The organism is Microbulbifer aggregans (assembly GCF_020524005.1).
In the GTDB taxonomy this organism is placed as follows: Bacteria; Pseudomonadota; Gammaproteobacteria; order Pseudomonadales; family Cellvibrionaceae; genus Microbulbifer; species Microbulbifer aggregans_A.
Window position 1 is genome coordinate 291,321 of sequence record NZ_JAIVKK010000004.1, and the last position, 25,077, is coordinate 316,397.

A 25,077-nucleotide genomic window follows, 5' to 3' on the forward strand; every position below is an offset into this window, starting at 1 on the left:
TGTTTTTTGACCATTGCGCACGCTGCGCATTTCGAAATGGAACAGGAGGGGGTAACGCATGGACAAAATCAAACAACAGCTGGAAACACTGTGGCCGGTGGTCATGGGGGTTGGGCTGAACATTCTGTGGGCGCTACTGGCGCTGTTCGTAACCTGGATCGCCGCGAGGCTGGTGAGCCGCGCAGTCAACCGCCTCACCGAGCGCGGTATCGACGAAACCCTGGTACCGGTGCTGGAAACCCTCGCCGTATGGGGCACCTACGTCGTGGGTGGCATGGTGGTGCTGGATATCTTTGGCGCCAACACCACCAGTCTGGTGGCACTGCTGGGTGCCGCCGGCCTCGCCATTGGCCTGGCCCTGAAAGATACCCTGCAATGCATTGCCGCGGGCTTCGTACTACTGGGGCTGCGCCCGTTCCGCGTCGGTGAAACCATCCAGTTTGGCAGCACCATTGGCACCGTGCGCAAGGTAGGCCTGTTCACCACCGAACTGGATACCGTCGACGGCCTGCGGGTATCAGCCCCCAACGACAAGGTTTGGGGCGAGACCCTGACCAACTTTACCCGCAACGCCAGCCGCCGCATCGAAATCATCGCGAGTATTGCCTATGGCGATGACATTGAGACCGGCATGAATGTGCTGCGCCGCCTGGTGGCGGAAGAGCCGCGGATTCTCGCCGACCCGGAGCCCGCCTTCGCGGTCCGTGCCCTCGCCGACAGCTCTGTCAATCTGCACCTGCGCGCCTGGACCACCACCGACGACTACTGGGACGTGTACTGGTCGCTGATGAAGCAGCTCAAGCCGGCGCTGGAAGCCGAAGGCCTCACAATTCCTTTCCCGCAGCGGGAGCTGCATATCGTCAATCAGGCCGAAAAACGGCCGCTGGAAAAAGTGGTACATGAGTAACTGGTTTTCCATCGCTCCACTCACCTGGAGCGGCATCCTGGTCGCCATGATCTGTGCTGGCGGCATTGGCCTTGAGCGCCAGCTGCGGGGCAAGCCGGTGGGTATTCGCACCTCGATCCTGATCGTACTCGGCACCTACACCTTCACCGCGCTCGCGGTCTCCATCGGCCAGGGTGCAGACCAGGCGCGGGTACTCGGGCAGGTGATCACCGGTATCGGCTTTCTCGGCGCCGGTGTGATGCTGGCACGAGACGGCGTGGTGGTGGGAGTGACCTCCGCCGCAACCATCTGGGTGCAGGCCGCCATTGGAACCCTGATCGGATTCGACCAGCCGGGCACCGCGCTGACGATTGCCGGTCTGGTGCTGTTCGTGTTGCTGGGGGTGGATATTCTCGAGAACTACTCCACCCGCCTCACCCGCGGCGTACACGCGCGCTACCGCCGCTGGCGCGACAAGCGCGAGCTGCGCGATGCCCTGGCCCAGGACCTGCAGCGCAACGAAGAGGGCATTGCCCCCGCTGCGCCGCTGCAGGATGCCGAACCGGTTTCTGAGACCAAACCCGCAGAGGTTATAAAAGCCTGAGCAAGCGAGACCGGCGTCGCTGACGCTGGTCTCAGGCTCAGGTAGATTCGCCGAAGCACAGTCGCCCTGTGGCGCCGAACATGTCATGCTAGCCGGCTGAAAAAACCCATCCGGTTATTTTTTTACTCCCAATTTATCCAGATAACCAAAGAGGCAAAACGATGCGTAAAGCGCTCTTGAGCCTGGTGATAGCGTCCGTGATCGGCGGCTGTCAGCAGAGTGAAGAACCCAAGCAGCAGAATGAACAGCTTGATTCCGGCACTGCACAGGTAGTGGCACCGGCCGGTGGCGAGCAGACCACACAGGATCAGGCCGCCGAAACTGCGCGCCTGGGCCAGTGGCTGGACGAGCGCTACGAAGAGGAGCTCCAGTTCAGCCCGATGCAGCTCAGCTACCTGGGCCGCAAGGAGCAGTACGACAAAATCGACGATATGAGCAAAGCCGAGTCCGAGCGCCAGCTGGCGTGGAAGGCCAAGACCGTCGAAGAGTTGAAGCAGAACTTTGCTTACGACAAGCTGAGCGACGCGGGCAAAGAATCCTACGACCTGTGGATCTTCCAGTACGAGCAGGAAAAAGCGGGCCAGCCGTTCTGGGATCACGCCTATTTTGCCGGTGAGCTGGGTGGCCCGGAAGCCTCTTTGCCCACCTTCCTGATCAACCAGCACAAAGTGGACAGCGCGGAAGATATGCAGGCGTACATCGCCCGTATCGGTGGTGTCAGCCGTGCCCTGGGCCAGCGCCTGGAGCGCGCACAGGATTCCGCCAAGAAAGGTATTCGTCCGCCCCGCTTTGCCTATGACCTGGCCATCGAGCGTGCGCAGAATGTGATTACCGGCCAACCGTTTGGCGAAGGCGATGATGCCCCGCTGCTGGCCGATGCCAAGGGCAAGATTGAAACCCTGAAAAAAGACGGCAAGATCGACGACGCTACCGCCAAAGACCTGCTGGCGCAGACCGAGGCAGCGCTGACCGGTGAGTTCAAGCCATCTTATGACGCCTACATTGCCTGGCTGAACGAAGACCGCACCAACGCGAGCGAAGAAGCCAAGGGTGCTTCCAGCCTGCCGGATGGCGACGCCTTCTACGACAGCCGCCTGGCGGTCTACACCACTTTGCCCCTGTCTGCAGAGGATGTGCACCAGCTCGGCCTGAAAGAAGTCGCGCGTATCCGCAAGGAAATGGAAGGCATCAAGGAGCAGGTGAACTTCGAAGGCTCTCTCCCTGAGTTCTTCACTTTCATCCGCACCGACGACCAGTTCTACTACCCGAATACCGATGAAGGGCGCAAAGAATACCTGGCAGAAACCCAGGGCTTCCTCGACGACATCGAGAAGAAGCTGCCGGAATACTTCGGTATTCTGCCCAAGGCGGGTCTGGTGGTGAAACGCGTGGAAGCCTTCCGCGAAGTGCCGGGCGGTGCCCAGCACTATCAACCAGGTACCCCCGACGGCTCCCGTCCGGGCACTTACTACGTGCACATGTCTGACATGAGCGCGCTGTCGACCACCGATATGGAAACCGTGACTTACCACGAAGGTAACCCCGGTCACCATATGCAGATCTCCATTGCCCAGGAGCTGGAAGGTATTCCGAAGTTCCGCACCCAGGCGCATTTCACCCCATACATCGAAGGCTGGGCGCTCTACTCTGAAGCGCTGGCCAAAGAGATGGGTCAGTTCCGCGACCCCTACAAGGACTTCGGGCGCCTGACAGCAGAAATGTGGCGCGCCATCCGTCTGGTAGTGGATACCGGCATGCACGCCAAGGGCTGGAGCCAGGAGCAGGCGGTGGAATACTTCCTGGAAAACTCCGCGATCCCGGAAGGTGCGGTGCGCTCTGAAGTGCGTCGTTACCTGACCCTGCCGGGCCAGGCCACTTCCTACAAAATCGGTATGCTGAAAATTCAGGAGCTGCGCGCCAAGGCCGAGCAAGAGCTGGGTGACCAGTTTGATATCCGCGCCTTCCACGACACCGTTCTCGGTGGTGGTGCACTGCCGCTGCCGCTGCTGGAAAAACGTGTGAACACCTGGATCAACAGCGTCAAACAGGGCTGAACTAAGCTGAAAGTCCCGGAGTAAACAGGACGGGCGCAATGCCCAAATACTTCAAGGACAAATCAGCGGCAGGGGCCTGGCCGGTACTACTCGGTATCAGGCCCCTGCATGCCCGCCAGATACCGGCGGAAATCCTCGCCGGTATCACCCTCGCCGCACTCGCCGTACCCGAAGTCATGGGCTACGCGAAAATTGCCGGCATGCCCGTAGTTACGGGTATCTACACCCTGATCGTTCCCCTGTTCGTTTACGCGCTTTTGGGAGCCTCGCGGCATTTGGTTGTCGGCGCGGATTCCGCCACCGCGGCGATTCTGGCGGCGGGTCTTACCGGTATCGCGGCAACCTCTTCTGAACACTATGTTGCGCTCGCAGCAGTGACTGCCCTGTTTGCCGCCTTACTGTTGTTGGTAGCGCGGCTGGTGCGCCTGGGGTTCCTCGCCAACTTCCTGTCTCGCACGGTACTGATCGGCTTTCTGTCCGGCGTCGGCATCCAGGTCGCCCTTGGTCAATTACCCGGGATGTTCGGGCTGCAGCTGGCCGGGCGTGACGCCTGGCACAAACTCCACGAAGTCATTCGGCTACTGGATGCGCCCAATGTTTACGCTCTCGGTATTAGCGCGGCCACGTTGGTACTGATCCTGTGTTGCAAAAAACGCTCGCCGCGTATCCCCGGCGCGCTGATCGCCGTGAGCGCCGCCACGATCGCAAGCTGGGCGCTGGACCTGCAGCAACACCTGCCGGTGCTGGGCAAAATTCCGGCGGGCTTTCCACATTTTGGGCTGCCGGAAATCCACTGGAATCGTCAGCTGCTGGCGGATCTTATGCCTACCGCCTTCGCGATCTGCTTTGTGATCCTCGCGCAGAGCGCTGCCACTGCCCGCGCCTATGCCGGGCGCTACAACGAACGCTTTGATGAAGAGGCGGATCTTGTCGGGCTTAGCGCGGCCAATCTCGGTGCTGCGCTCACCGGCACCTTTGTGGTGAACGGCAGCCCCACCAAAAGCCAGATTGTTGACAGCGCCGGCGGCCGCACCCAGCTCAGCATGCTGGTTGCCGGCGCGATTGCGCTACTGGTCCTGCTGTTACTGACCCGGCCGCTCGGGTATATGCCGGATGCAGTACTTTCCGCAGTGGTGTTCCTGATCGGCCTGGAGCTGATTGATATCCGCGGCCTGCGGGAAATTTTCCGCACGCGGCCGATGGAGTTCTGGGTGGCCATTATTACCACAACGACCGTGGTACTGGTCGGTGTCGAGCAGGGCATCATGCTGGCACTGGCGCTCTCACTGGTAGTGCACACCCGCCATGGCTACAAGCCGACCAATGTCCTGCTGGTTCCGGTTGAAGGCGAGGGCTGGCGCGCGCGGCCCATTGCCAGTGGCGAGCAGGCGGTACCGGGCCTGATCATCTATCGCTTCAACCACAGTATGTACTACGCCAACGCGCAGCGGCTGATGGACGAGGTTGCGCAGCTGGTACACCACGCCGAGCCGAATTTGCACAGCTTGTGTATTGAACTCTCTGCGGTGGACGATGTGGATTTCACCGCGGCAGAAGCCCTCGGGCAGTTGTATCGCACGCTCTCTGCAAAAGGCATTCGCCTGTTGTTCACCACCGTCATGCTGGGTGAATCCAGCCGTGCACTGGCGCAGGTGCGCGCGCTGGTAGGAGAAGGCGCCATCTATCCCAGTCTGAACGCAGTGGTTCGCAGCGCGACAAAATCACAGCTGCGCGACTAGATTGAATACTTGAGGTCCCGATTCCGGGGCTATCCGATTGTGGTCGAGAAGACATGAACCCAGCCCGTGCAGCATTCAACAGCATCAGCGAGCGGCGGTAGTACGCGGGATGTGCCCGCCGCAGACAAACTGGAAAAAGCCGATCTGGATGCGGTTTACCAGGCCCTGCACTCCTCCCCGCGCGGATTGACGGATACCGAGGCCGCCGCGCGCCTGCAGAAATACGGGCCGAATGCGATTCTCGAACAGGAAGAGAGCGCGCTGCACCGCCTGCTGCATTACTTCTGGGGCCCGATCCCCTGGATGATCGAGGCGGCGGCGCTGCTATCGGTCTTGATCGGTCACTGGGCGGACTTCGCCATCATTACCCTGCTCCTGCTGTACAACGCAGCCACCGGCTTCTGGCAGGAGCGCAAAGCGTCGCGCGCGCTGGCGGCGCTGAAGGCCGGTATGGCACCGAAAGCCGCGGTATTGCGCGATGGGGCCTTCAAAACCGTTGATACCTCGACGGTAGTCCCCGGTGACCTGGTGCGGGTGCGCCTGGGCCAGATTGTGCCCGCGGATGTGCGTTTCGTCGGTGGCGATTCCATCAGTATCGATCAGGCCGCCCTTACCGGCGAATCCCTACCGGTGGAGAAAAAGGTCGGCGATGCCGGCTATTCCGGCAGTATCGCCAAGCGTGGGGAGATGACTGCGATTGTGATCGGCACTGGCAGAAATACCTTTTTTGGCCGCACCGCCAGCCTCGTAGCCAGTGCCGGTAAGGGCGCCACCCACTCACAGAGGGCCGTGGCGCAGATCGGCGATTTCCTGATCGCACTCTGCCTGCTGCTGGCGCTGGTACTGGTGGGCAGCGAGCTGTATCGAGACATCGTGGTGGCGGACGACTGGCAGTGGTCCGACGCGCTGGACATATTGCGCATGGTGCTGGTTCTGCTGATCGCTTCCATCCCCGTGGCAATGCCATCGGTGATGACCGTGACCAACGCGCTCGGCGCGCTGGCGTTATCGCGCAGGAAAGCCATCGTGTCCCGCCTTGAGTCTATTGAGGAACTGGCGGGTGTGGACATCCTGTGTTCGGACAAAACCGGCACGCTGACCAAAAACCAGCTCACCCTGCACGACCCGCAGTTATTTGAAGCCGAAGATGCCGACACCCTGATTACCGGGGCCGCACTGGCATCGGAACCGGGTTCCAGTGATCCCATCGACAGCGCCATCTTTGCCGGCGTGAAAGACCGGGATGTACTGGCGAAATATATCCGCGGTCCTTTCACGCCGTTCGATCCGGTTAGTAAACGCACCTGCTCTGAAGTGACCGATGCGGATGGCCGGGTGCAGGTTTTTTCCAAAGGCGCTCCCCAGGCCATTTCCGAGCTGTGCGCGCTCAGTGCTGAAGACGCGCATCGGGTGGATGGTTGCGTTCAAGATCTGGCGTCCCGCGGCCTGCGCGCACTCGCCGTTGCCTTCTCGGTGGACGCTGGAAAGCACTGGGCATTTCTGGGAATCCTGTCTCTGGAAGATCCGCCCCGGGATGATTCCCTCGAGACCATTACCCGTGCCCGCGAACACGGCCTGCGGGTAAAAATGATTACCGGTGACGACGTAGCCATCGGCCGCGAAATCGCCAGCCAGGTTGGAATAGGTACCAATATTCTCGCCGCCGGGGATGTGTTCAACAAACACATGGATGTGGATCACCTGCCGCAGAAAACCATCGACTGCGTAGAAAAGGTAGATGGCTTCGGGCGTGTATTTCCCGAACACAAATACGCCATCGTCAAAGCGTTGCAGGGCCGTGGCCACCAGGTGGCGATGACTGGCGACGGTGTTAATGATGCGCCCGCGCTGAAACAGGCCGACTGCGGTATTGCAGTAAGTGGTGCCACTGATGCGGCGCGTGCGGCCGCCGACATCATTCTTACCCGGCCCGGGCTGTCTACGGTGGTGGATGCCATCGACGAGGCGCGCAAGATCTTTGAACGCATTATCAATTACGTCTTGTTCCGCGTTGCCATGACCCTGGACATCATGGTTGTGGTCGTTATCGCCACGGTGTTTTTCGGTTTTTCCCCACTCACTCCAGTGATGATCGTACTGATTGCGCTGCTGGATGATGTGCCGATTATGACCATCGCCTACGACAACACCCTGGTACCCCCAAAACCGGTGCACTGGCAGATGCACCAGCTACTGCTGGGCGCCAGTGTCATTGGCCTGTTTACCATCGCACAAACGCTGGGGTTGGTGTTGATCGGGCTCGAGTGGCTGAGTAATGATAGCTGGCAGTCCTGGATCAAACTGAGCAGGGAGCAGCTGCAGACAGTGGTCTTCCTGCAGATTGTGGCCGGCGGCCATCTGCTGTTGTTCGTGGTGCGCGCACGCCATGCCTTTTTTTCCCGCCCCTGGCCGGCGTTGCCGTTGTCTGCTGCGATCTTGGGAACGCAGATACTCACCGTACTGATGTGTGGCTTCGGCTGGCTGGTGCCGGCCATACCGTGGAGGATCATTGCGCTCGTGTGGTGCTACATGATCCTGTGGATGTTTGTGCTGGACCTGGTGAAGCGCGTGTTGTACCGGCATATGCAGAAATCTGGCGAAGAGGAGAGCGTGGCCGCATGAATTACTTCGACGAATTCCGGGTAAAACCGGGCAGCCGGATAAAACTGTCGGCCATCGATGCGTCCTTTCACGGCGACCACAGTTCGCACGAGGCCGCACTGCCGGTGATCGAAGAATACGCGCAGCGGCTGCGGGAACTGCAATACCTGTTGTATGCGGAGCACAAGCGTTCGCTACTGATCTGTCTGCAGGGACGCGACGCTGCGGGAAAAGACGGCACAATCAATCATGTGCTGGGTGCAATGAATCCCCAGGGCTGCACCGTCACTGGTTTCAAGCAGCCTTCCGCAGTAGAGGCCGACCACGACTTCCTGTGGCGATGTCACAAAGCCGTTCCCCGGCGCGGTCACGTGGCCATTTTCAATCGCTCCCACTACGAAGATGTGCTGATACAGCGGGTGCATAAAATGGTCCCTGAAAGTATCTGGTCGGGACGTTACCAGCATATCAACAACTTTGAACAACTGGTCGCTGACAACGACACGCTGATACTGAAGTTTTACCTGCATATTGATGCGGAAGAACAGCTGGAGCGTTTTCGCAAGCGTATCGAAGATCCGACACGGCACTGGAAAATCAGTGAAAGCGATTACGCAGAAGCGCCCTACTGGAATGAATATACTGCGGCATTTGAAGACGCGCTGAATAAATGCAGCACGGATTATGCGCCCTGGTTCGTAATTCCGGCCAATCACAAGTGGTTCCGGAATCTGGCTATTTCCCATATCGTGGTGCGCGCACTGGAATCCCTGAATATGGCGTTTCCAAAACCTACCGTCGATATAGAAAGTATCCGAAAAAAATATCACGCCCTGGATAAAGCCGAAGTGCGGGAGGGTTTGATATCCGAGAAGGAAGGAAAAAAGGCGACATAAAAGGCCAGGAGTAATTCGTGTTTTTTTAATCTGTATTTACTCAACGCATAAATTTCAACAGTACCGTTTGTCGATCGATTAGAGATTTAAGGTTGGCAGGAAAAGTTTTTTAAGGCGCCTTTTTTTGCCCATTAACTGCCTTACCTCCCGGTTTTATTTCTCAGGTTATTTTCTGGCGTATCCTTCCTTCCAGTTGTGGACGTAATTTCACAAAAATGGGAATCTCAAATTTCCTCTCTGCCGTTTAAAGCCGCACCGCAGGGATCCGTCCCGCCCGCCGGGACCGGCCACGCATTCCAGGCTTAACCCGCTGGCGCTTCTTCTTACTTTTTACTTTTGAATACGCATGGATTGCGTTGTCGAGGTTTCTGGCTGGAATCCGGGCGAATACTGGGGGAATGTATGCGACCTGTTTTATCTGTCACTATCCGATGTTTGTTACTGTTATTAGTTACGCTATCGCTGGGCTGTGATAAAGACACGCCAGAAGCAGAATCTCATCTTACTGCTGGCAGTACTGTCGAATTACCGGCAGCGGCCAGTGAACCTGCCGCGCAAAAACCGCCAAGCGAGAGCGAGCGTCTCACTGCCTGGCTCGATGCCCGCTACGACGAAGAACTGTATTTCAGTCCGCTGGAACTCACCCGCCTTGGGAGCAAGGAACGCTACGATGAGTTCGATGATTTCAGTGAGGCCGCATCTGACCGCAAGCTTGAGTGGAAAGCACAGACCATTGCCGATATGCAGGCGCAGTTTGACTATCACGCGCTGGATTACGAAGCCAAGACATCCTACGACCTGTGGTTGTACCAGTACGAAGTGATGAAGCGCGATGCCGCATTTCGTGGGAATGATTACATTTTCAACCAGATGTGGGGGTACCACACCGAACTACCCAGAGTGCTGATCAGTGAGCACAAGGTGGAAGGAGTATCGGATGCGGAGGCTTATATCAGTCGGATTAGTGCGATTGCGACTGCGCTCAACCAATTGCGAGCCCGTGCCGAACGCTATGCAGACGGCGGGCTGCGCCTGCCGGCGTTTGCATCCGCGGAAGCCCTGAAATCCTCCCGGGCGCTACTCGATGGTGCGCCGTTTAGCGATGGCGAAGCCACTGCCCTTTGGCAGGATTTTCAAGGCAAGCTGGATGCGCTGGTACAAACGGGAGAAATCACCGATGAAGAAAAGTCCGAGCTAACCGCGGCCGCGGAAACTGCCCTGCTGGAAGATATGCAGCCGGCCTACCTGACCCTGATAGCCTGGCTGGAGGGCGAGCTGGAACTGGCGCCGGAGGAAACTATTGGCGCCTCAGAGCTGGATGGCGGTGACGACTACTATGCCCATGCACTGGCTCTGCATACCAGTACGGCCATGACCGCCGAAGAGATTCATCACCTTGGGCTGGCGGAGGTGCAGCGCATTCGCCGGGAAATGACACGGGTGAAAAAGGACGTGGGGTTTTACGGTGACCTACAGGATTTTTTCGAATATTTACGCACGGATCCGAAATTTTTCTACCCCAACACCAATGAGGGGCGAGAAGCCTATCTGGAAGACTCCCGGGCTTTCCTCGCCAGAATCGACGTGCGCCTGCCGAAATATTTCGGCCTCAAACCCAGGGCTCCGCTGGAAGTGCGACGGGTGGAAGCCTTTCGCGAGCGCGACGGTGGCGTACAGCACTATTACCCGCCTACTCCAGATGGCTCCCGCCCGGGTATTTACTATGCGCACTTGAGTGATATGACCGCCTACCCGAAACCGGATATGGAAACCATTGCCTACCATGAGGGAAACCCTGGCCACCACATGCAATTTGCCATTCAGCAGGAACTGAGCGGCATACCGAAATTCCGTACCCAGTTCTTCTCTACGGCCTACGTAGAAGGTTGGGGGCTTTACGCAGAGACCCTGGCGCGGGAAATGGGGGCCATGAAAAACCCCTACAGCTACTTTGGCAGCCTGCAGTCTGAAATGTGGCGCGCGGTACGCCTGGTGGTTGATACCGGATTACATGCCAAAGACTGGAGTGAAGACAGGGCTGTGGAGTACTTCCTCGCAAACACGTCAATGCCGGAAACACTGGCACGTGCAGAAGTGCAGCGCTATCTGATATGGCCCGGGCAGGCTACCGCCTACAAAGTGGGTATGATGAAAATTCAGGAGCTGCGCAACCGGGCACAGCGGGAGCTGGGCGAGCAGTTTGATATCCGCGGATTTCACGACACCGTTCTCGGGGGCGGCGCTTTGCCGCTGTCGATTCTGGAGGCACGGGTCAAACACTGGGTTGATGAAATACAGGCCGGTTAACCGATTGTCTGTGATTTGCAGGCGGGCTATGCCCGCCTTTTTTTGCCTTTCGTTTTCGCACATTACTGATATGTTTATCGGGTGCAACGCAACAGGCAGTCGATATGAAGCGCGACAACCGTCATGAGTTAATCCGGGATCACCGGCCGGAAAATATTGCGCAGCGCCTGAATGAAGCACCGAAACCGCGGCGATTGTCCGACCTGGTGCTGGGGGCCATTGATGGCTGCGTCACGACCTTCGCCATTGTATCCGGGGCATTCGGTGCCGGATTTCCTTCGCTGGTGGTACTGGTGATGGGCATAGCCAATCTTCTCGCTGACGGCTTCAGTATGGGTGTAAGTAATTACGAAGCGGTGAGTACAGAGCGCCATTTTGCCGATTCAGCCCGGCGCACAGAGGAGCAACATATCGAATTGGTGCCCGATGGCGAGCGGGAAGAAATTCGTCAGATTTTCGCTGCCAAGGGTTTTAGTGGGAAGAGTCTGGAGATTATTGTCGACACCGTGACTGCAGATAAAAACCTGTGGGTGGAAACCATGCTGCAGGAAGAGTACGGGCTCGCCCAGATCCCTCCCAACCCACTCGCTTCCGCCTGGTGGACTTTTTGTGCGTTTGTGGTTGTTGGCCTGATTCCACTGCTTCCATTTCTTTTTCCTGTCGCTGATCTTCCATCCCAGTTTTTTATCAGCGCAGTATTGGCCGGTTTCGTATTTTTCTGTATCGGTCTGTTAAAGGGTTGGGTAAACAACCGCTCGCTGCTGGCATCCGGGCTCAGGACTTTTATCCTTGGCGGTGGAGCTGCCTCACTCGCCTATGCAACGGGCTACCTGTTGCGCAACCTCTCTGGAGTTTAAACGCCGCTCTTGTTTCGGATAGTCACTATGTGCAACAGATTGCATTATTGCTATATGATGGCCATCTACGTTTTTGAGTGTTTAGCTGGCTCTGCCGCAGGAAGTTCCCGATATGTTTACTTACCAGATTGAACCGCGCTTTTCCGAAACCGATGCCCTGGGCCATATCAACAACACGGTAGTGCCCGCCTGGTTTGAACAGGGGCGTATGCCGATTTTCCGGATATTCAACCCGGATTTGTCTCTGGTGCAGTGGAATCTGATCCTGAAAAAAATGGAGGTGGATTTTGTTGCGCAGATCTATCTTTTCTCGCCTGTGGAAATCCGCACCAGCATCCTTGCCATAGGTAACACCTCGCTGTCCATTCATCAGGAAGTGTGGCAAAAAGACGAATTGGTCGCGCAGGGTGATTGCGTGATGGTGCACTTCGATTACGAAAACCAGAGCAAGGCGCCGATTCCTAAAAATGTGCGAGAAGAGTTGGAAAAACACCTGGTGAAATAAGCAGGAAAACCTGCGCACCGCGCACTCGGATGGCGAGCGGCCACTGTGGTCGATATGGGAAGACCGCAGTGGCTTACCGTCTAGTCGGTAGGTTTATACGTTGAACACGGCTCAGTGAATTTCAATGCGGTGACTGACCGGTTGTTTCGGTTCAGTTTTCGGCACCTTGAGTGTCAGAACGCCGTCCTGAAAACTCGCGTCAATGTCTGCTTCACCCACGCCCTCTCCGAGGTTGAAGCTGCGGGTGAATTTACCGTAGCGACGCTCCTGGCGAACGATACGGCTGTCCTTCTCTTCCTTGTCTTCCTGTTGCATTTCCGCTTCGATGCTCAGCACACCATTTTCCAGCGTGACATTCAGATCTTCCTTGCGTACGCCGGGCATTTCCGCACTGATCTCATAGCCGCCTTCGGTTTCACGGATATCCACCCGCGGGGAAAAGAACCCCTCGCGCGCTTCGCTCAATGTAGGGCTGCTGGTAAGCAGCTTGTCGAACACGCTGTCCAGATCCCAGAGGGTATCTCGAGGGATGAGTTTCATATCCACCTCCCAATACCAAGCTTATGCATTTTGATCGTCCCGGATATTCCGGGCGCCTGAATTATAGTGTGGTGACCACTGGTCCCCAGAAATGTGGGCACCGGCGTGGCACCTGGCGGGACGTTGACGAGGGAAATTCGAGGAGGCTAAGGCATGTGTACGTGGGCGAACCCGCCCACACAGTCAGTCAGTAACTACCTGGTTGCGCCCGCTGTTCTTGGCGCGATACATGCGCGCATCTGCCTCCGCAAGCATATTGTTGTGACCGGAGGTTGCACCAGCGTTGCCTTCGGCAACACCAAAGCTGATGGAAACCTGCACCGGCTTGTCGTAGGCGTCACTCAGGGCCTCGACTTTCTTGCGCAGCTTTTCCGCCAGCACGCCACCGCCGGGCACATCGGTGTTCGGCAGCAGAACCAGGAACTCCTCTCCCCCCCAGCGCGCGACGATGTCGTCTGCGCGAGTATTTTCCTGCAGGATTTTCGCTACATCCTGCAATACCCGGTCGCCAAAACTGTGACCATAGGTGTCGTTGATGGTCTTAAAGCCGTCGAGGTCGCCGATCAGTACCGTATAGCGTCCGGCGAGCTCATGGTTGCGCCGTTCCAGTTCGTCGATTGCCCGGTAGGCCTCGCGACGGTTGGCAAGGCCGGTCAGCGCATCGGTGCTGGCATGATTCTCAAGCTCCGCGGTCAGCGTGTGCAGCATTTGCTGGGTCTGGTGGCGGCTGCTATCGAGGATGGCGGTGAGGGCCGTCAGGGCGCCGAAGACGGCCAGAAAGCGGGCTCGGTGCGCGGTATCGTATTCAGCGGCCAGGCCGGGGAAGTCCGGGTAGAAGAGCACCAGGGCGGTAGCGCCACCGATACCGGCGAGGGTCACCGTGCCCCATTTGTAGCCGTAGAGATTGATAAATCCCGGTACCAGCATCACCGCCCACATCAGGCCGGTATTGTTCACGCCGCCGGACATTAACAGGTAGAAGTACAGTACCAGTAGCAGAATGCCGACGAGCACCGGGGTCTTGCGGCTGGGGCCGGCTATATTCACCCCGATGTAAGCCAGCAGGATTACGCCGGCAACGGCAAACAGGGTGCTGGCGAGAAAGACGTCCGGTGTCATCAGGGCAATCACGCCCATTGCACCGGTAATCGCGAGCGCGAAGATCAGCATATAGCCAGAGGCCTGGATACGGCGGCGCAGCTCAAGTCCCAATGCCTGAACAAGGGGGTCGGAATATCCGAGATTATTGTTGGTGTTATACGTGTGTTCCATGGTCTCTTTGCGTCGCTGATCAGGCCCGATCCTGGGCCGCCCGCCTAAAGGTGACTGGCGAACGCGCTATAGTAATGGTGAACGGCAATGGCGCGGAGTCATCCATGGGGCAGCTGCAGCTAATTTGTGACGACATTCTCAGAATTGAGGCGGATGCACTCATATGTCCGGCGCATAAACACCTGATTCGCGGGCGCGGACTGTCCGCACAGGTCTATGATCGCGCTGGAGAGGCGCTGGTAAGTGAGTGTTCACAGCTGCCGGAGTGCCCGGTTGGCGAGGCCCGTATGACCAGTGCGCCCAACCTGGCCGTGCACTACCTATTACACACAGTCACGCCTCAGTGGAGCAGCGGTGATCAATGGGGCGCCATAGCCGTGGCAGATCTGCGACGGTGCTATGAGAGCGTACTGGTACTGGCGCGGGAGCGGAATCTCCGGCGATTGCTGTTCCCCGCCCTGGGCGCCGGCACCAACCGTTTCCCGCACGAGATTGCGGCGCATCAGGGGCTGGAGGTATTGCGGGGTGCTATGGATGACTTTACGCTGCTGACTGTTTGTCTGCATTCGGCGTCAGCGCTTGCTGCTTGGCAGCAAGTGGATACCCGGTTTTTTAGTGTCTGACAATAATTCAAAACCTGATAAATTTGAGACAAAAATTATGTTCTAGGCTAGTATGTTTCAAAATTTTCATTTTTTGAGACAAAAATGGCTGTATTAATCCCGCCGTCCCCAGACCCCAACGCACTTAACACGGTTGTTAGTGATCACTCTGCTAATGCAGCAGAATACTTGGAGTGGCACTCTCCGTTGGACGCCAAAGGGCGGTATCTGCACTACGATCAAGTGAAGCGCAGGCTGAAGGCACACCTTGATCCCGCTCTTATTTGGTCAGTTATCAAGTCGTCTCGGAATCGGCAATTGCGCTCTATTATTTCTCTAGGTAAGCCCAAGCAGGCTTGCAGATTTTTCTTATCTCCGACTATTCAGCGAGCTATTTCGGAAACCGATCGCAATACTACGCTCGCCCATCTCGAGTGGATGAGTGCTCAAATTGGTGAGCTCAAGCACTTTGAATATCTCAAAAATGACCTTGAAGAAGACGAAGCTATAAGTAGCAGCCAATTGGAAGGCGCGGCGACCACTACCGTCGCCGCCAAGGAAATGCTTAAGAGAAAAAGGAAGCCTAGGTCGATAGATGAAAGAATGATTCTTGGCAATTTTAAGATGATGAGATTTGCCTGGGAAAAAAGAAGAGAGCCTCTATCACTGGAACTTATTCTTGAGCTCCACGCAATCGGTACGGAGGGAATTAATGATGACGAATATTTTCCAGGCATTCTGAGGAATACTAATGATGTAAGAGTTGTGGATGGGGAGGGAGAAGTTGTTCACCAGCCACCGCCCTTCGAGGGGCTTGAGGAGCGGCTTGGAATGCTGTCAGATTGGGCAAATCAATCGCATCACGATGCTGAAACAAAAAATTATGTGCATCCACTGGTGAAAGCAATCATCTTGCATTTTGCTATCGGCTATGAGCATCCATTTAGAGATGGAAACGGCCGTGTTGCCAGATCCTTGTTTTACTGGTACATGTTCAAGCATGAATTCGCGGCGTTTCGATACATTGCGATCAGCGTGTTGCTCAAGTCTGCACCGATAAAGTACGGAAAGAGTTATCTGTACACTGAGACAGATGATATGGATCTCACTTATTTTATTGAGTACCAATGCGAGGTGATAATCAGAGCCATTGCCGCATTTAGCTCAGCCTTTGAGCATGCGCTGTTGGAAATTGAATCGTTTAATAAGTGGCTTTGGGAATCAGGCCTTTATAGGAAGCTTGATCAACGGCAGCAGATGATTTTTCAGATTGCACGAGCAAGACTTGCAACAAGATTTACGGCTAAAAGCGTAATGGAAAATCTTGGGTGTTCTTATAATACTGCCGCTGGAACGCTAAATGGACTTGTTGAGCTAAAATTGTTTTCTAAGAAAAAAGACGGGCGCCAATGGATTTATTCTTTGTTGCCTTCTGAGCAAATTAAGGCGGGATGGGCTGAGTGATTCCGCTGGTTTGTTGCGTTATGGTTTTTCTTGCGGCAAGCAATATATATAGCCAATAAATAGGCGCCAAAGAAGCGAAATTATTAGAGGGGGTGAGTATTTGTATTTGCCCAGGAGAATTACTTCTTCGTGCGCTTTCGCATATTTTCCTGCAGGATGTTTTTACGGATCCGGATGCTTTCCGGAGTCACTTCCACCAGTACGTCGTCTTCGATGAATTCCAGTGCCTGCTCCAGGGTGTGACGGATGGGCGGTGACAGGGGCAGCGCATTGTCGGTACCGGAGGTGCGTACGTTGGTGAGCGGCTTGGTCTCGGTAGTGTTTGCCACCAGGTCATTGCCGTGGCAATGCATACCAATTACCTCGTCCTGGTAAATTTCTTCACCGTGGCACAGGAGCTGGCGGTTGCGATCCTGCTGAATGCTCTGCATTTGGCAGTGGGACAAGGGATTTATTGCTGTCCCGAGTCGCCAACCCATTCTCATGGATACCCTTCAACGGGGTTTCCGGATCAACGACCGAGAAAGCAATGAAAATAAATTCCCTGATTACCGGTATGGCGTTTTTGTTCTCGGCGTTACCTGCTTACGCCAGCCCGGTGGAAAGCAAGTCTGTCGGCCCGATTATTGATGTGCACCTACACGCCGGTCCGGGCCGGGAAAATTCCAGCCTGTTTCAACGTGCGCTGGATGATACCAGCCTGCGCTGGTTTCAATCCGAGTTGGATCGACATAATGTGACGCCCGGCCTGGTGAGTGGTCCGGCCAGTGACGCACTGCGTTTCCAACAGGCGGCCCCGGGCGTCTGTGGGCAGGTACCATATTCCCGTGCATGAATGGCCGGGAACCTGGCGGCGGGTGGATGAGCGTTTCTTTCACTAGCTCCGTACACGGGCAGTGCCGGTACTTGTGTCGACCGGAGTCTGTGACTTCCATGTTGCCAGATAGAATTATGCTGCTTACTGGCCCATTTGTTTTTTTAGCATGTGATTCAGCATTGTGAGCTGCAGTTGGCGAACATCATCCCAATCTGAATCTTGCGCTTGGCTAATGCCGTTGAAGCCAATGTTCTTTAGCAGCTCGACACCTCGTTGGTCGTCATTCATCGCAAGAAAAGCCGCCTGTACTTCTTTGGCGAGTTCTGCGTTTAGGTCAGAACGAAAAGCAAATGCGTGGGGGGAGTATTCTGGCGTTTTCCAGAGGACGCGTAGTCGCTCGCGAATTTCTGGCGCGCTGTTGTTAAACGTGCGCTCGACACCGCCGCCGGCGGCAAAAAATCCTTGTGCGACATTCAAATATACTGATTCGTGAGAAGAAACGTATCTCGGTTGAACATGAATGTTTTGTTGCGCGAGAGTGAAAATCGGTAGAGCAGCGGCGCCGAAGGCGACCGGAGATGGAAAGGCGAGGGTTTTCCCATTGAGCTGTTGAATGTCAGTGATTGGAAAATCTTTGTGAACCACCACAATGCCGCGGATTTTTTTGTCTTTCTGCTTTGCAAAGGCAATATATCCGGGGTCTTGGTGAAAGCGCGCATATTGGTATGGATTCATATAGGCGATGTCATACTCGCCTGCTGATACACGCTTTTCAAACTCCGGTATATCTTTGGCTGTGCGAAGCTCGATGTTATGGCCGACCTGTTCAGAGAGATACTGAAGAATGGGATCCCAATTTTTGACTAGAGTGGCGGCAGATTGTTGCGGGACAATGCCAAAGGTGATGGTTTCGGCAGAGGTATGGAGTGAAGCAAGTATCGAAAAAATAAATACCAAAATCTTGCTTTTCATTAACGCGAATCCTTACCTGATGTTGTTTTTATCAAGTCTAAATTAATCCGTTAGGGATGTCATTTGCGCCCTTAAATTTAATTTGAGCAGCGTGGGTTATCATGCAAGACTTGGAATTCGCGGTGTACATCCTTAGACAAGGGGAATGATTGCAGTCCCGAGTCGCCAACGCTCTCAGATTTCCCCTTCTGAGGCACCTGTGGAACAACGACGAGAAATGCAATGAAAATAATGTCCCTGATTGTCTGTATTCCATTGTGCCTTGTGGCGCTACACGGATACGCCGGCTCTGCGGAAAGCAAACCGGCTGGCCCGCTTATCGATATGCATCTGCACGCCGGTCCCGGCAATAAAAACTCCAGTCTCTATCGGCGCAGGGCGGGTGAGACTGCCGATGATGCCAGCCTGCGCTGGTTTCAATCCGAGTTGGATCGGCACGATGTACAGCTCGGCCTGGTGGGTGGGCCGGCCAGTGATGCACTGCGTTTCCAGCAGGCGGATCCCGAGCGCCTTTGGGCCGGTACCAGTTTCCCTTGTGTGGGAGGGCGAGAGCCAAACGGTTGGAAGTGTTTTCCCTCAGGTAAAGACTGGCCGGATCTGGCCTGGCTGCGCGGTGAAATCGAGGCTGGCCGGATCAGGTTTCTGGGCGAACTGATGAACGTCTATGCCGGTGTGTCGCCCCTGGATCCGCGGATGATGCCCTACTATGCGCTGGCAGCGGAACACGACATCCCGGTCGCCGTGCACGCGGATCAGGGGCCGCCCCCGAATAGCCCGGTGCGGCAAGGTGGCTGTTGCCCGAACTTCAACGGCGATTACGGCAATCCTTTACTCTATGCTCCCTTGCTGGAAAAGCACCCGCGACTGCGCCTGTTACTCATGCATACCATCCGCGATGAATTTGTCACTGAGGCAATCAGGCTGATGGATGATTACCCGAATGTGTATATCGACACATCCCCCATGTCCAGGGTACCCCGGGAGTGGGTTTACGCATCCCTGAAGCGTGTGACAGACGCCGGCCATGGTGACCGCATTGTGTTTGGTTCGGATTATTGGGGTTCCATTGGTACCGGTATCGAGGTGATTGAGGAGGCGGATTTTCTGACGGCAGAACAGAAGCGCAGCATCTACTTCGACAATGCGGCGCAGTTCCTGCAGCTGGAGCGGTGAATGCTTGGTGGGGCTATTTTAGCGTGCTGATTCTATGCATAAAAAAACGGGCCAACTGGCCCGTTTTTTTGTTTCCCGAAGAATTACTTCTTCGCGCGCTTGCGCATATTTTCCTGCAGGATCTTTTTGCGAACCCGGATGCTTTCCGGAGTCACTTCCACCAGTTCGTCGTCTTCGATGAACTCCAGCGCCTGCTCCAGGGTGTGACGGATGGGCGGTGACAGGGTCAGCGCGTCGTCGGTACCGGAGGCGCGGACGTTGGTCAGCTGCTTGGCCTTGGTGGGGTTTACCACCAGGTCGTTGCCGCGGGAGTGAATGCCGATGACCTGGCCTTCGTAAACTTCTTCACCGTGGCCCAGGAACAGGCGGCCGCGATCCTGCAGTGCGAACAGGCCGTACGCCAGGGTTTTGCCCTTGGTCATGGAAACCAGTACACCGTTGATGCGCTTGGCCACGTCGCCCATCTTCACCGGACCGTAATGGTCGAAGATGCTGGTCATGATGCCGGAGCCGCTGGTGATGGTCAGGAACTGGTTACGGAAACCGATCATGCCGCGGGACGGTACGATAAAGGTCAGGCGCACGCGGCCCTTGCCGTCCGGTTCCATGTTGGTGAGGTCGGCTTTACGCAGACCCAGTTCTTCCATGATCGGACCCTGGTGCTGCTCTTCTACGTCGATCACTACTTCTTCGTAGGGCTCCTGCACTTCGCCGTCGACGATCTTCTGTACTACTTCCGGGCGGGATACACCCAGCTCGAAGCCTTCACGACGCATGGATTCAATCAGTACCGACAGGTGCAGTTCACCACGGCCGGATACCTTGAACTTGTCCGGGGAGTCACCCTGCTCTACGCGCAGCGCCACGTTGTGGATCAGCTCCTGGTCCAGGCGGTCCTTGATGTTGCGGCTGGTGACGAACTTGCCTTCTTTACCGGCAAACGGAGAGTCGTTGACCTGGAAGGTCATGCTCACGGTCGGCTCGTCCACGGTCAGTGCCGGCAGTGCTTCGGGCTGCTCCGGGTCACACAGGGTGTCGGAAATGTTCAGCTCACCCACACCGGTAATACATACGATGTCGCCGGCGCTGGCCTGCTCTACTTCCACGCGCTCGAGGCCCAGGTAACCCATTACCTGCAGTACCTTGGCTTTGCGGGATTTGCCTTCGCGGTCGAGGATTACGACCTGCTGGTTCGGCTTCAGGGTGCCGCGGGTGATACGGCCAACACCGATTACGCCCACATAGCTGTTGTAGTCCAGCGCGGAAACCTGCATCTGGAAGGGGCCGTCGCTGTCGACTTTGGGCGGCTCAACCTTGTCCACGATCATCTGGAACAGCGGGGTCATGTCTTCGGCCATGTCGGTGTCGTCGAGGCCGGCGATGCCGTTCAGGGCGGAGGCGTAAACCACCGGGAAGTCCAGCTGCTCTTCGGTGGCGCCGAGGCTGTCGAACAGGTCGAATACCTGGTCCATCACCCAGTCCGGACGCGCGCCCGGGCGGTCGATCTTGTTGATCACCACGATCGGGTTCAGGCCCTGCTCAAACGCTTTGGAGGTTACGAAGCGGGTCTGCGGCATCGGGCCGTCTACCGCGTCTACCAGCAGCAGTACAGAGTCCACCATGGACAGTACGCGCTCTACCTCGCCGCCGAAGTCGGCGTGCCCGGGGGTGTCCACGATGTTGATGCGGTAGTCGTTCCAGCGAATGGCGGTGTTCTTGGCCAGGATGGTGATGCCACGCTCTTTTTCCTGATCGTTAGAATCCATCACCCGCTCGGAGTCGGCGCTGCGACGGTCCAGGGTGCCGGACTGCTGCAGCAGCTTGTCGACCAGGGTGGTCTTGCCGTGGTCAACGTGGGCGATGATCGCAATATTGCGCAAATTGTCTATCACAGGGGTCTACCTCTGGGGTAAGCGTGGCGTCACGCAGAGTTAAGCGGGGCGGGGGCTTGAGGGCCGAAAGGCCTGCCCGGCGGCCAAAGGCGGCGATTATAGTGGTGATGCGTGACAACTGCGAGCGCGAATTGAATAAAAATAAGCCAATTTGAGGTGATTTGCCGGGGCCGTGGGGCGGCCCCGGGCACGGTGGCGTCAGGCGCTGCCGCCGAGTGCGGTTTCCTCGATAGCGCCGGAATGACTGGTCACGCTCCCACGTGCGGCCTTGCCCTTACCGGAAGCCATGATGCCGGTCACCTCGTTATACAGGCTACGGAAGCGGTGAAACTCCTGGCTGACCTGTGAGGATGACTTGAGGATATTCTGGGCCGCGCCGTCGAGTTCGTTGGAGCCGGCGGCCACATTGCTGATCGCCAGCCGCAGGCTGTCGACGCCCTGAGACTGTTCGCCTGCAGCTGAGCTGATCTCGGTGAGCAGCCCGTTGAGGTCGCGGCTGTTGAGGCCGATGCGCTGCACGGCTTCATTGAGTGATTCCCGGCTGTGCAGGAACAGGGTGGCAGCTGCCTCGAAGACTTCATTGGCCGCGGTAAACTCGGAATTGATTTTGCCCACCGCGCTATTTAGCACACCGTTACTGCGCTCCGCCAGTTCCGCAATTTCCCGCGAGGCACCGCCCGAATTGCTGGCCAGCTGGCCGATTTCCTGGGCAATGACCGCAAATCCGGCGCTTTGGCTGCCTACCCGTGCGGCCTCGATCGAGGCGTTGAGGCTCAACAGTTTGGTGCGCGTGGCAAAGTCCCCGACAACCGCCGTTTTGGCAGTGACCTGATTGACCGCTTCCATAACGGCCTGCAGTTCGGCGTGGGTGTCGGCCTGAAGCTCCGCCAGCGTTACGCGCAGGGCCTCCATTTGTTCACCGGCCTGGTTCAGCTTGTTGAGGGTTTCCTCGCTGCCCTGAATCTCGCTGTAACTCTGGCGCGACAAGTTTTGCGCGCGCTGGCAGTTGTCGGTAGTGGTACTGACTTGCACGGAGATTTCCTCCGAGTTGTCCGACAGTTGTTCCAATGCGGCGGCATTCTCTGTGGAGACTGCGGTGATCAGGTGGGCGGAGTCGTTATTGCCGCGGGACACCTGTTGCAGGAACGACAACAGTGGGCCGAACTCGTCAGTCAGCTTGCCCTGTACCACAAACGCGCGGCGGAACACTGTGGCAACGTAGACGCAGGCTATTGTTTGTACCACCACGAACGCCGAGTGAATCGCGACGATCCCAAAAGACGCCTGATAATTAAAAATGCTTGCCGGTAAATAAAAATAGAACGTCAGGTGGTGCACCGCGGCGGTCAGCGCGGCCACCAGCAGAGCCCGCACATCGGCCAGCAGTGTCAGCAGCCCGATCATCACGAAGATATGAAAGTGCCATTCGATCATGCCCTTGCCGAGATGGATCATGATCCCGGAGAAAGCCATTACGGAAAAACCCATCAGGGGTACCGCAAAACCCAAACCCCCGAACCGGGCCACCAGAAATTGCACGGCGATGATGGCCGCTGGCAGGGCTGTGGCCAGCACGTCGGTGGTATCAAAAAAACGGGCCATAACCAGCAGCAGGGGGATGTGGGCCCCGAGCACGATCAGTCCCAGGTGGTGGATGCGGGCCTGGTGGTCCTGCAGTGGGTTTTGCTTATCCATATTTCAGCCCCAGTGGATCCAGGATTTCCTGATAGGCGCGGCTCACCGCGCAACCCCGCACCGGCAGTGGAGCGGGCATGTCGCCGGAATTGATGCGTACGATCATCTCCTGCAGATCCAGCTGGCTGAACGGTGTGATCGTGCGATCGGAGTAGCCACCCGCGTAGAGCACGTCACCGCTGCCATCAAACACCACCAGCAGAGGCACAGCGGACACCAGTGAAGACGCTTCACCACCGGATTCCGGTGAGGCGAGGTGCAGCACCTGGTAGCCGTGCTCGCGCAATTGACGCGCGGCTTCCTGGCCGTGATCGTCGAGCAGCACCACTACTTCTGCCTGCCCATTCGCGGACAGCGGCTGCCGCTCGAGCAGCTGTGCCATAACGACCTGGGAGCAACTGCAGGTCGGGGTAAAAAAATGCACGACGTTAAAGTCGCTGAGTGACTGGGCCAGCAGGCTGCGCAGGCCTGGAATATCGGTTTTTATCGGTCTGAGGTCGGCCTGGTGCCAACTGTGCAGGATACCCAGCAACAGCGATACCGCGCCAACCCAGCCCAGTACCAGCAGAGAGAGCGTTAGCTTTTTCATGGTTGGGAAGGTTTATATGGGACTTGCTACTCGTTATCGACGCTGGCTGCGGGAGCTTTAGCCCCTTTTAGTATGAAAGGTGGTATTTGCCCTGAAAAGGGCTTCCAGGATTTGAAGGTGGAGGTTGGTAACCGTGTCCTTCGACTGTGCAGCCAAGTGTGATGCGATTTCAATCAATTCCACGGCTGGGAAAATCTGTACTGCAATGCTCGGTTGCGGTGGTTTCGGCAACAAACTGTTACAGAGCGGAGGATTTCGCGGGGCGGCTGTCACGTTACAGTGCTATATGGCCAGTATTGTCTGGTGACGAGAATAATGACTCCGGGGCGCGCGGTAGTACGCCCGGGGCAAACTAGTGGTACCCCTATGAGCAATGAAGTAACAGAGCAAAACCCGCGCGATGACGAAGGTGTGGCTGCAGAAGCCGCAGCCGTCGCCGGGAGCGAGCAGCAGGCCGAAGGCGCCGACAAGGTGACTGAGCCAACCGCCGGTGAGCAGCAAAAGGCGCAGCCGGAGCCGGTACGCAAATCCTGCTCTTCTGGCCTGGCGGCGTGGATGCACCAGAACCAGCTGTCCATCGCGTTTACTTCCTACCAATCTGGCCGCGTTTACATGGTTGGCGCTGAACCCGGTGGCAAGCTTTCCTTCCACGAGCGTATCTTCCAGCGCGCGATGGGCATTGTGGGTAACCGCAAGCGTATCTACATGGGTGGCCTGTACCAGGTTTGGCGTTTTGAAAACGTACTGCAGCCGGGCCAGGTGGCTAACAAGATCTTTGATGCCTGCTATGTACCGCGCAACGCGCAGTTTACCGGCGAGGTGGATATCCACGAGCTGGGTATCCAGAAAGACGGCAAGATCGTCTTTGTAAATACCAAGTACAACTGCCTGGCCGAGCCGAGCCTGACCCACAGTTTCCGCGTGATCTGGAAGCCGGAATTTATCAGCAAGATTGTGCCGGAAGACCGCTGTCACCTGAATGGCCTGGCGATGGTGGATGGCAAGCCCAAGTACGTCACTGCGGTGTGCAAATCCGACACCATTGACGGCTGGCGCGAGCGCCGCAGCAACGGCGGTATCGTGATTGATGTGGAAACCAATGAGATCGTGTGTGAAGGCCTGTCGATGCCGCACTCGCCGCGCTGGGTCGATGGCAAGCTGTGGGTATTGAACAGCGGCACCGGTTACCTGGGCACCGTGGATTTCGAGACCAAGAAATTTGTACCGCACACCTTCTGCCCGGGCTTTATGCGCGGTCTTGCCATCTACGGCGACTATGCGATCGTCGGCCTGTCCAAGCCGCGTTACGAGCGCTTCGAAGGTCTGGAGCTGGACCAGAACCTGGCTGACAAAGATTCAGAAGCCTGGTGTGGGGTGCAGTTCATCAATCTGAAGAACGGCAACGTGGAACACTGGATCCGCCTCGACGGCCCGGTAAGCGAACTGTTTGACCTCACTGTACTGCCGGGCGTGCGCTGCCCCATGGGTATTGGTCAGCAGAGTAAGGAAAACCTGACCATGGTGACCTATGAAGATGCCACCGGCAGCAGTGCAAAAGCAGCGGGCTAACTGAAAAAATTTAACTTGATCTTTTGGGGGCATTCGCCCCCAT

General features: G+C 56.8%; 20 protein-coding genes and 1 pseudogene. 14 read left to right on the forward strand and 7 right to left on the reverse strand.

Annotation, left to right across the window (positions count from 1 at the left end; all coding sequences use genetic code 11):
* Positions 1–58 precede the first annotated feature (58 nt).
* The 9 genes from LC093_RS08880 to LC093_RS08920 all read left to right on the forward strand — a co-directional run bounded on the left by LC093_RS08880 (position 59) and on the right by LC093_RS08920 (position 12,449).
* On the forward strand, positions 59–907 hold the full coding sequence (locus tag LC093_RS08880; protein WP_226664284.1) for a mechanosensitive ion channel family protein: 849 nt from the start codon (positions 59–61) through the stop codon (positions 905–907).
* Positions 900–1,490, forward strand: coding sequence for an MgtC/SapB family protein (locus LC093_RS08885; protein WP_226664285.1), 591 nt, complete (start codon positions 900–902; stop codon positions 1,488–1,490). Before LC093_RS08880 ends, LC093_RS08885 begins: the two co-directional genes overlap by 8 nt.
* 161 nt (positions 1,491–1,651) lie before the next feature.
* Positions 1,652–3,544 carry a DUF885 domain-containing protein gene (locus LC093_RS08890; RefSeq protein ID WP_226664287.1) on the forward strand — a complete coding sequence of 631 codons (1,893 nt, stop codon included), beginning with the start codon at positions 1,652–1,654 and terminating at the stop codon, positions 3,542–3,544.
* A 38-nt stretch (positions 3,545–3,582) separates the two neighbouring features.
* Positions 3,583–5,283 (forward strand): SulP family inorganic anion transporter, encoded by a 1,701-nt coding sequence (locus LC093_RS08895; RefSeq protein WP_226664289.1) that lies wholly within the window; start codon positions 3,583–3,585, stop codon positions 5,281–5,283.
* A gap of 66 nt (positions 5,284–5,349) precedes the next feature.
* On the forward strand, positions 5,350–7,905 hold the full coding sequence (locus tag LC093_RS08900) for a plasma-membrane proton-efflux P-type ATPase (RefSeq protein ID WP_226664291.1): 2,556 nt from the start codon (positions 5,350–5,352) through the stop codon (positions 7,903–7,905).
* Complete coding sequence (locus LC093_RS08905; protein ID WP_226664293.1) at positions 7,902–8,780, forward strand: polyphosphate kinase 2 family protein; 879 nt, start codon at positions 7,902–7,904, stop codon at positions 8,778–8,780. The genes LC093_RS08900 and LC093_RS08905 overlap by 4 nt, the downstream gene beginning before the upstream one ends.
* Positions 8,781–9,182: 402 nt before the next feature.
* Positions 9,183–11,087, forward strand: a complete 1,905-nt coding sequence (locus LC093_RS08910; protein ID WP_226664295.1) for a DUF885 domain-containing protein — start codon at positions 9,183–9,185, stop codon at positions 11,085–11,087.
* 104 nt (positions 11,088–11,191) lie between these two features.
* Positions 11,192–11,944, forward strand: a complete 753-nt coding sequence (locus LC093_RS08915; RefSeq protein WP_226664297.1) for a VIT1/CCC1 transporter family protein — start codon at positions 11,192–11,194, stop codon at positions 11,942–11,944.
* A gap of 112 nt (positions 11,945–12,056) precedes the next feature.
* Positions 12,057–12,449, forward strand: coding sequence for an acyl-CoA thioesterase (locus LC093_RS08920; RefSeq protein ID WP_226664299.1), 393 nt, complete (start codon positions 12,057–12,059; stop codon positions 12,447–12,449).
* Between the two features lie 111 nt (positions 12,450–12,560).
* Here LC093_RS08920 and LC093_RS08925 read toward each other — a convergent pair whose 3' ends face one another.
* Entirely contained in the window at positions 12,561–12,989 is a 429-nt protein-coding gene (locus LC093_RS08925; RefSeq protein WP_226664302.1) for an Hsp20/alpha crystallin family protein, read from the reverse strand.
* A 183-nt stretch (positions 12,990–13,172) separates the two neighbouring features.
* Entirely contained in the window at positions 13,173–14,261 is a 1,089-nt protein-coding gene (locus LC093_RS08930) for a GGDEF domain-containing protein (RefSeq protein ID WP_226664304.1), read from the reverse strand.
* A 104-nt stretch (positions 14,262–14,365) separates the two neighbouring features.
* Between LC093_RS08930 and LC093_RS08935 the strand changes: the two genes are divergently transcribed.
* Both LC093_RS08935 and LC093_RS08940 read left to right on the forward strand, forming a co-directional pair.
* The gene (locus tag LC093_RS08935) at positions 14,366–14,884 is read left to right on the forward strand and encodes a macro domain-containing protein (RefSeq protein ID WP_226664307.1); all 519 of its coding nucleotides are present in this window, start codon (positions 14,366–14,368) and stop codon (positions 14,882–14,884) included.
* A gap of 84 nt (positions 14,885–14,968) precedes the next feature.
* Positions 14,969–16,327 carry a Fic family protein gene (locus LC093_RS08940; protein ID WP_226664310.1) on the forward strand — a complete coding sequence of 453 codons (1,359 nt, stop codon included), beginning with the start codon at positions 14,969–14,971 and terminating at the stop codon, positions 16,325–16,327.
* 119 nt (positions 16,328–16,446) lie between these two features.
* On the opposite strand, the pseudogene LC093_RS08945 reads toward LC093_RS08940, so the two are convergent.
* Positions 16,447–16,743, reverse strand: a pseudogene (locus tag LC093_RS08945) (translational GTPase TypA); the annotation flags it as partial.
* Between the two features lie 113 nt (positions 16,744–16,856).
* Here LC093_RS08945 and LC093_RS08950 point away from each other — a divergent pair.
* Positions 16,857–17,162 (forward strand): hypothetical protein, encoded by a 306-nt coding sequence (locus tag LC093_RS08950; RefSeq protein ID WP_226664312.1) that lies wholly within the window; start codon positions 16,857–16,859, stop codon positions 17,160–17,162.
* 123 nt (positions 17,163–17,285) lie between these two features.
* On the opposite strand, the gene LC093_RS08955 is transcribed toward LC093_RS08950, so the two are convergent.
* A complete protein-coding gene (locus LC093_RS08955; protein ID WP_226664314.1) occupies positions 17,286–18,116 on the reverse strand; it encodes a phosphate/phosphite/phosphonate ABC transporter substrate-binding protein in 831 nt (276 codons plus the stop codon).
* Positions 18,117–18,338: 222 nt separating this feature from the next.
* Here LC093_RS08955 and LC093_RS08960 point away from each other — a divergent pair, with 222 nt between their 5' ends.
* Positions 18,339–19,289, forward strand: coding sequence for an amidohydrolase family protein (locus LC093_RS08960; RefSeq protein WP_226664316.1), 951 nt, complete (start codon positions 18,339–18,341; stop codon positions 19,287–19,289).
* Between the two features lie 83 nt (positions 19,290–19,372).
* Here LC093_RS08960 and typA read toward each other — a convergent pair whose 3' ends face one another.
* From typA to LC093_RS08975, 3 genes are all read right to left on the reverse strand, one after another.
* A complete protein-coding gene (typA, locus tag LC093_RS08965) occupies positions 19,373–21,181 on the reverse strand; it encodes a translational GTPase TypA (protein ID WP_226664318.1) in 1,809 nt (602 codons plus the stop codon).
* 198 nt (positions 21,182–21,379) lie between these two features.
* Positions 21,380–22,876, reverse strand: a complete 1,497-nt coding sequence (locus LC093_RS08970; protein WP_226664320.1) for a methyl-accepting chemotaxis protein — start codon at positions 22,874–22,876, stop codon at positions 21,380–21,382.
* The gene (locus LC093_RS08975; protein WP_226664322.1) at positions 22,869–23,465 is read right to left on the reverse strand and encodes a TlpA family protein disulfide reductase; all 597 of its coding nucleotides are present in this window, start codon (positions 23,463–23,465) and stop codon (positions 22,869–22,871) included. Before LC093_RS08975 ends, LC093_RS08970 begins: the two co-directional genes overlap by 8 nt.
* Before the next feature lie 366 nt (positions 23,466–23,831).
* On the opposite strand from LC093_RS08975, the gene LC093_RS08980 reads away from it, so the two are divergent.
* On the forward strand, positions 23,832–25,034 hold the full coding sequence (locus LC093_RS08980; protein ID WP_226664324.1) for a TIGR03032 family protein: 1,203 nt from the start codon (positions 23,832–23,834) through the stop codon (positions 25,032–25,034).
* The last annotated feature ends 43 nt before the right edge of the window (positions 25,035–25,077 follow it).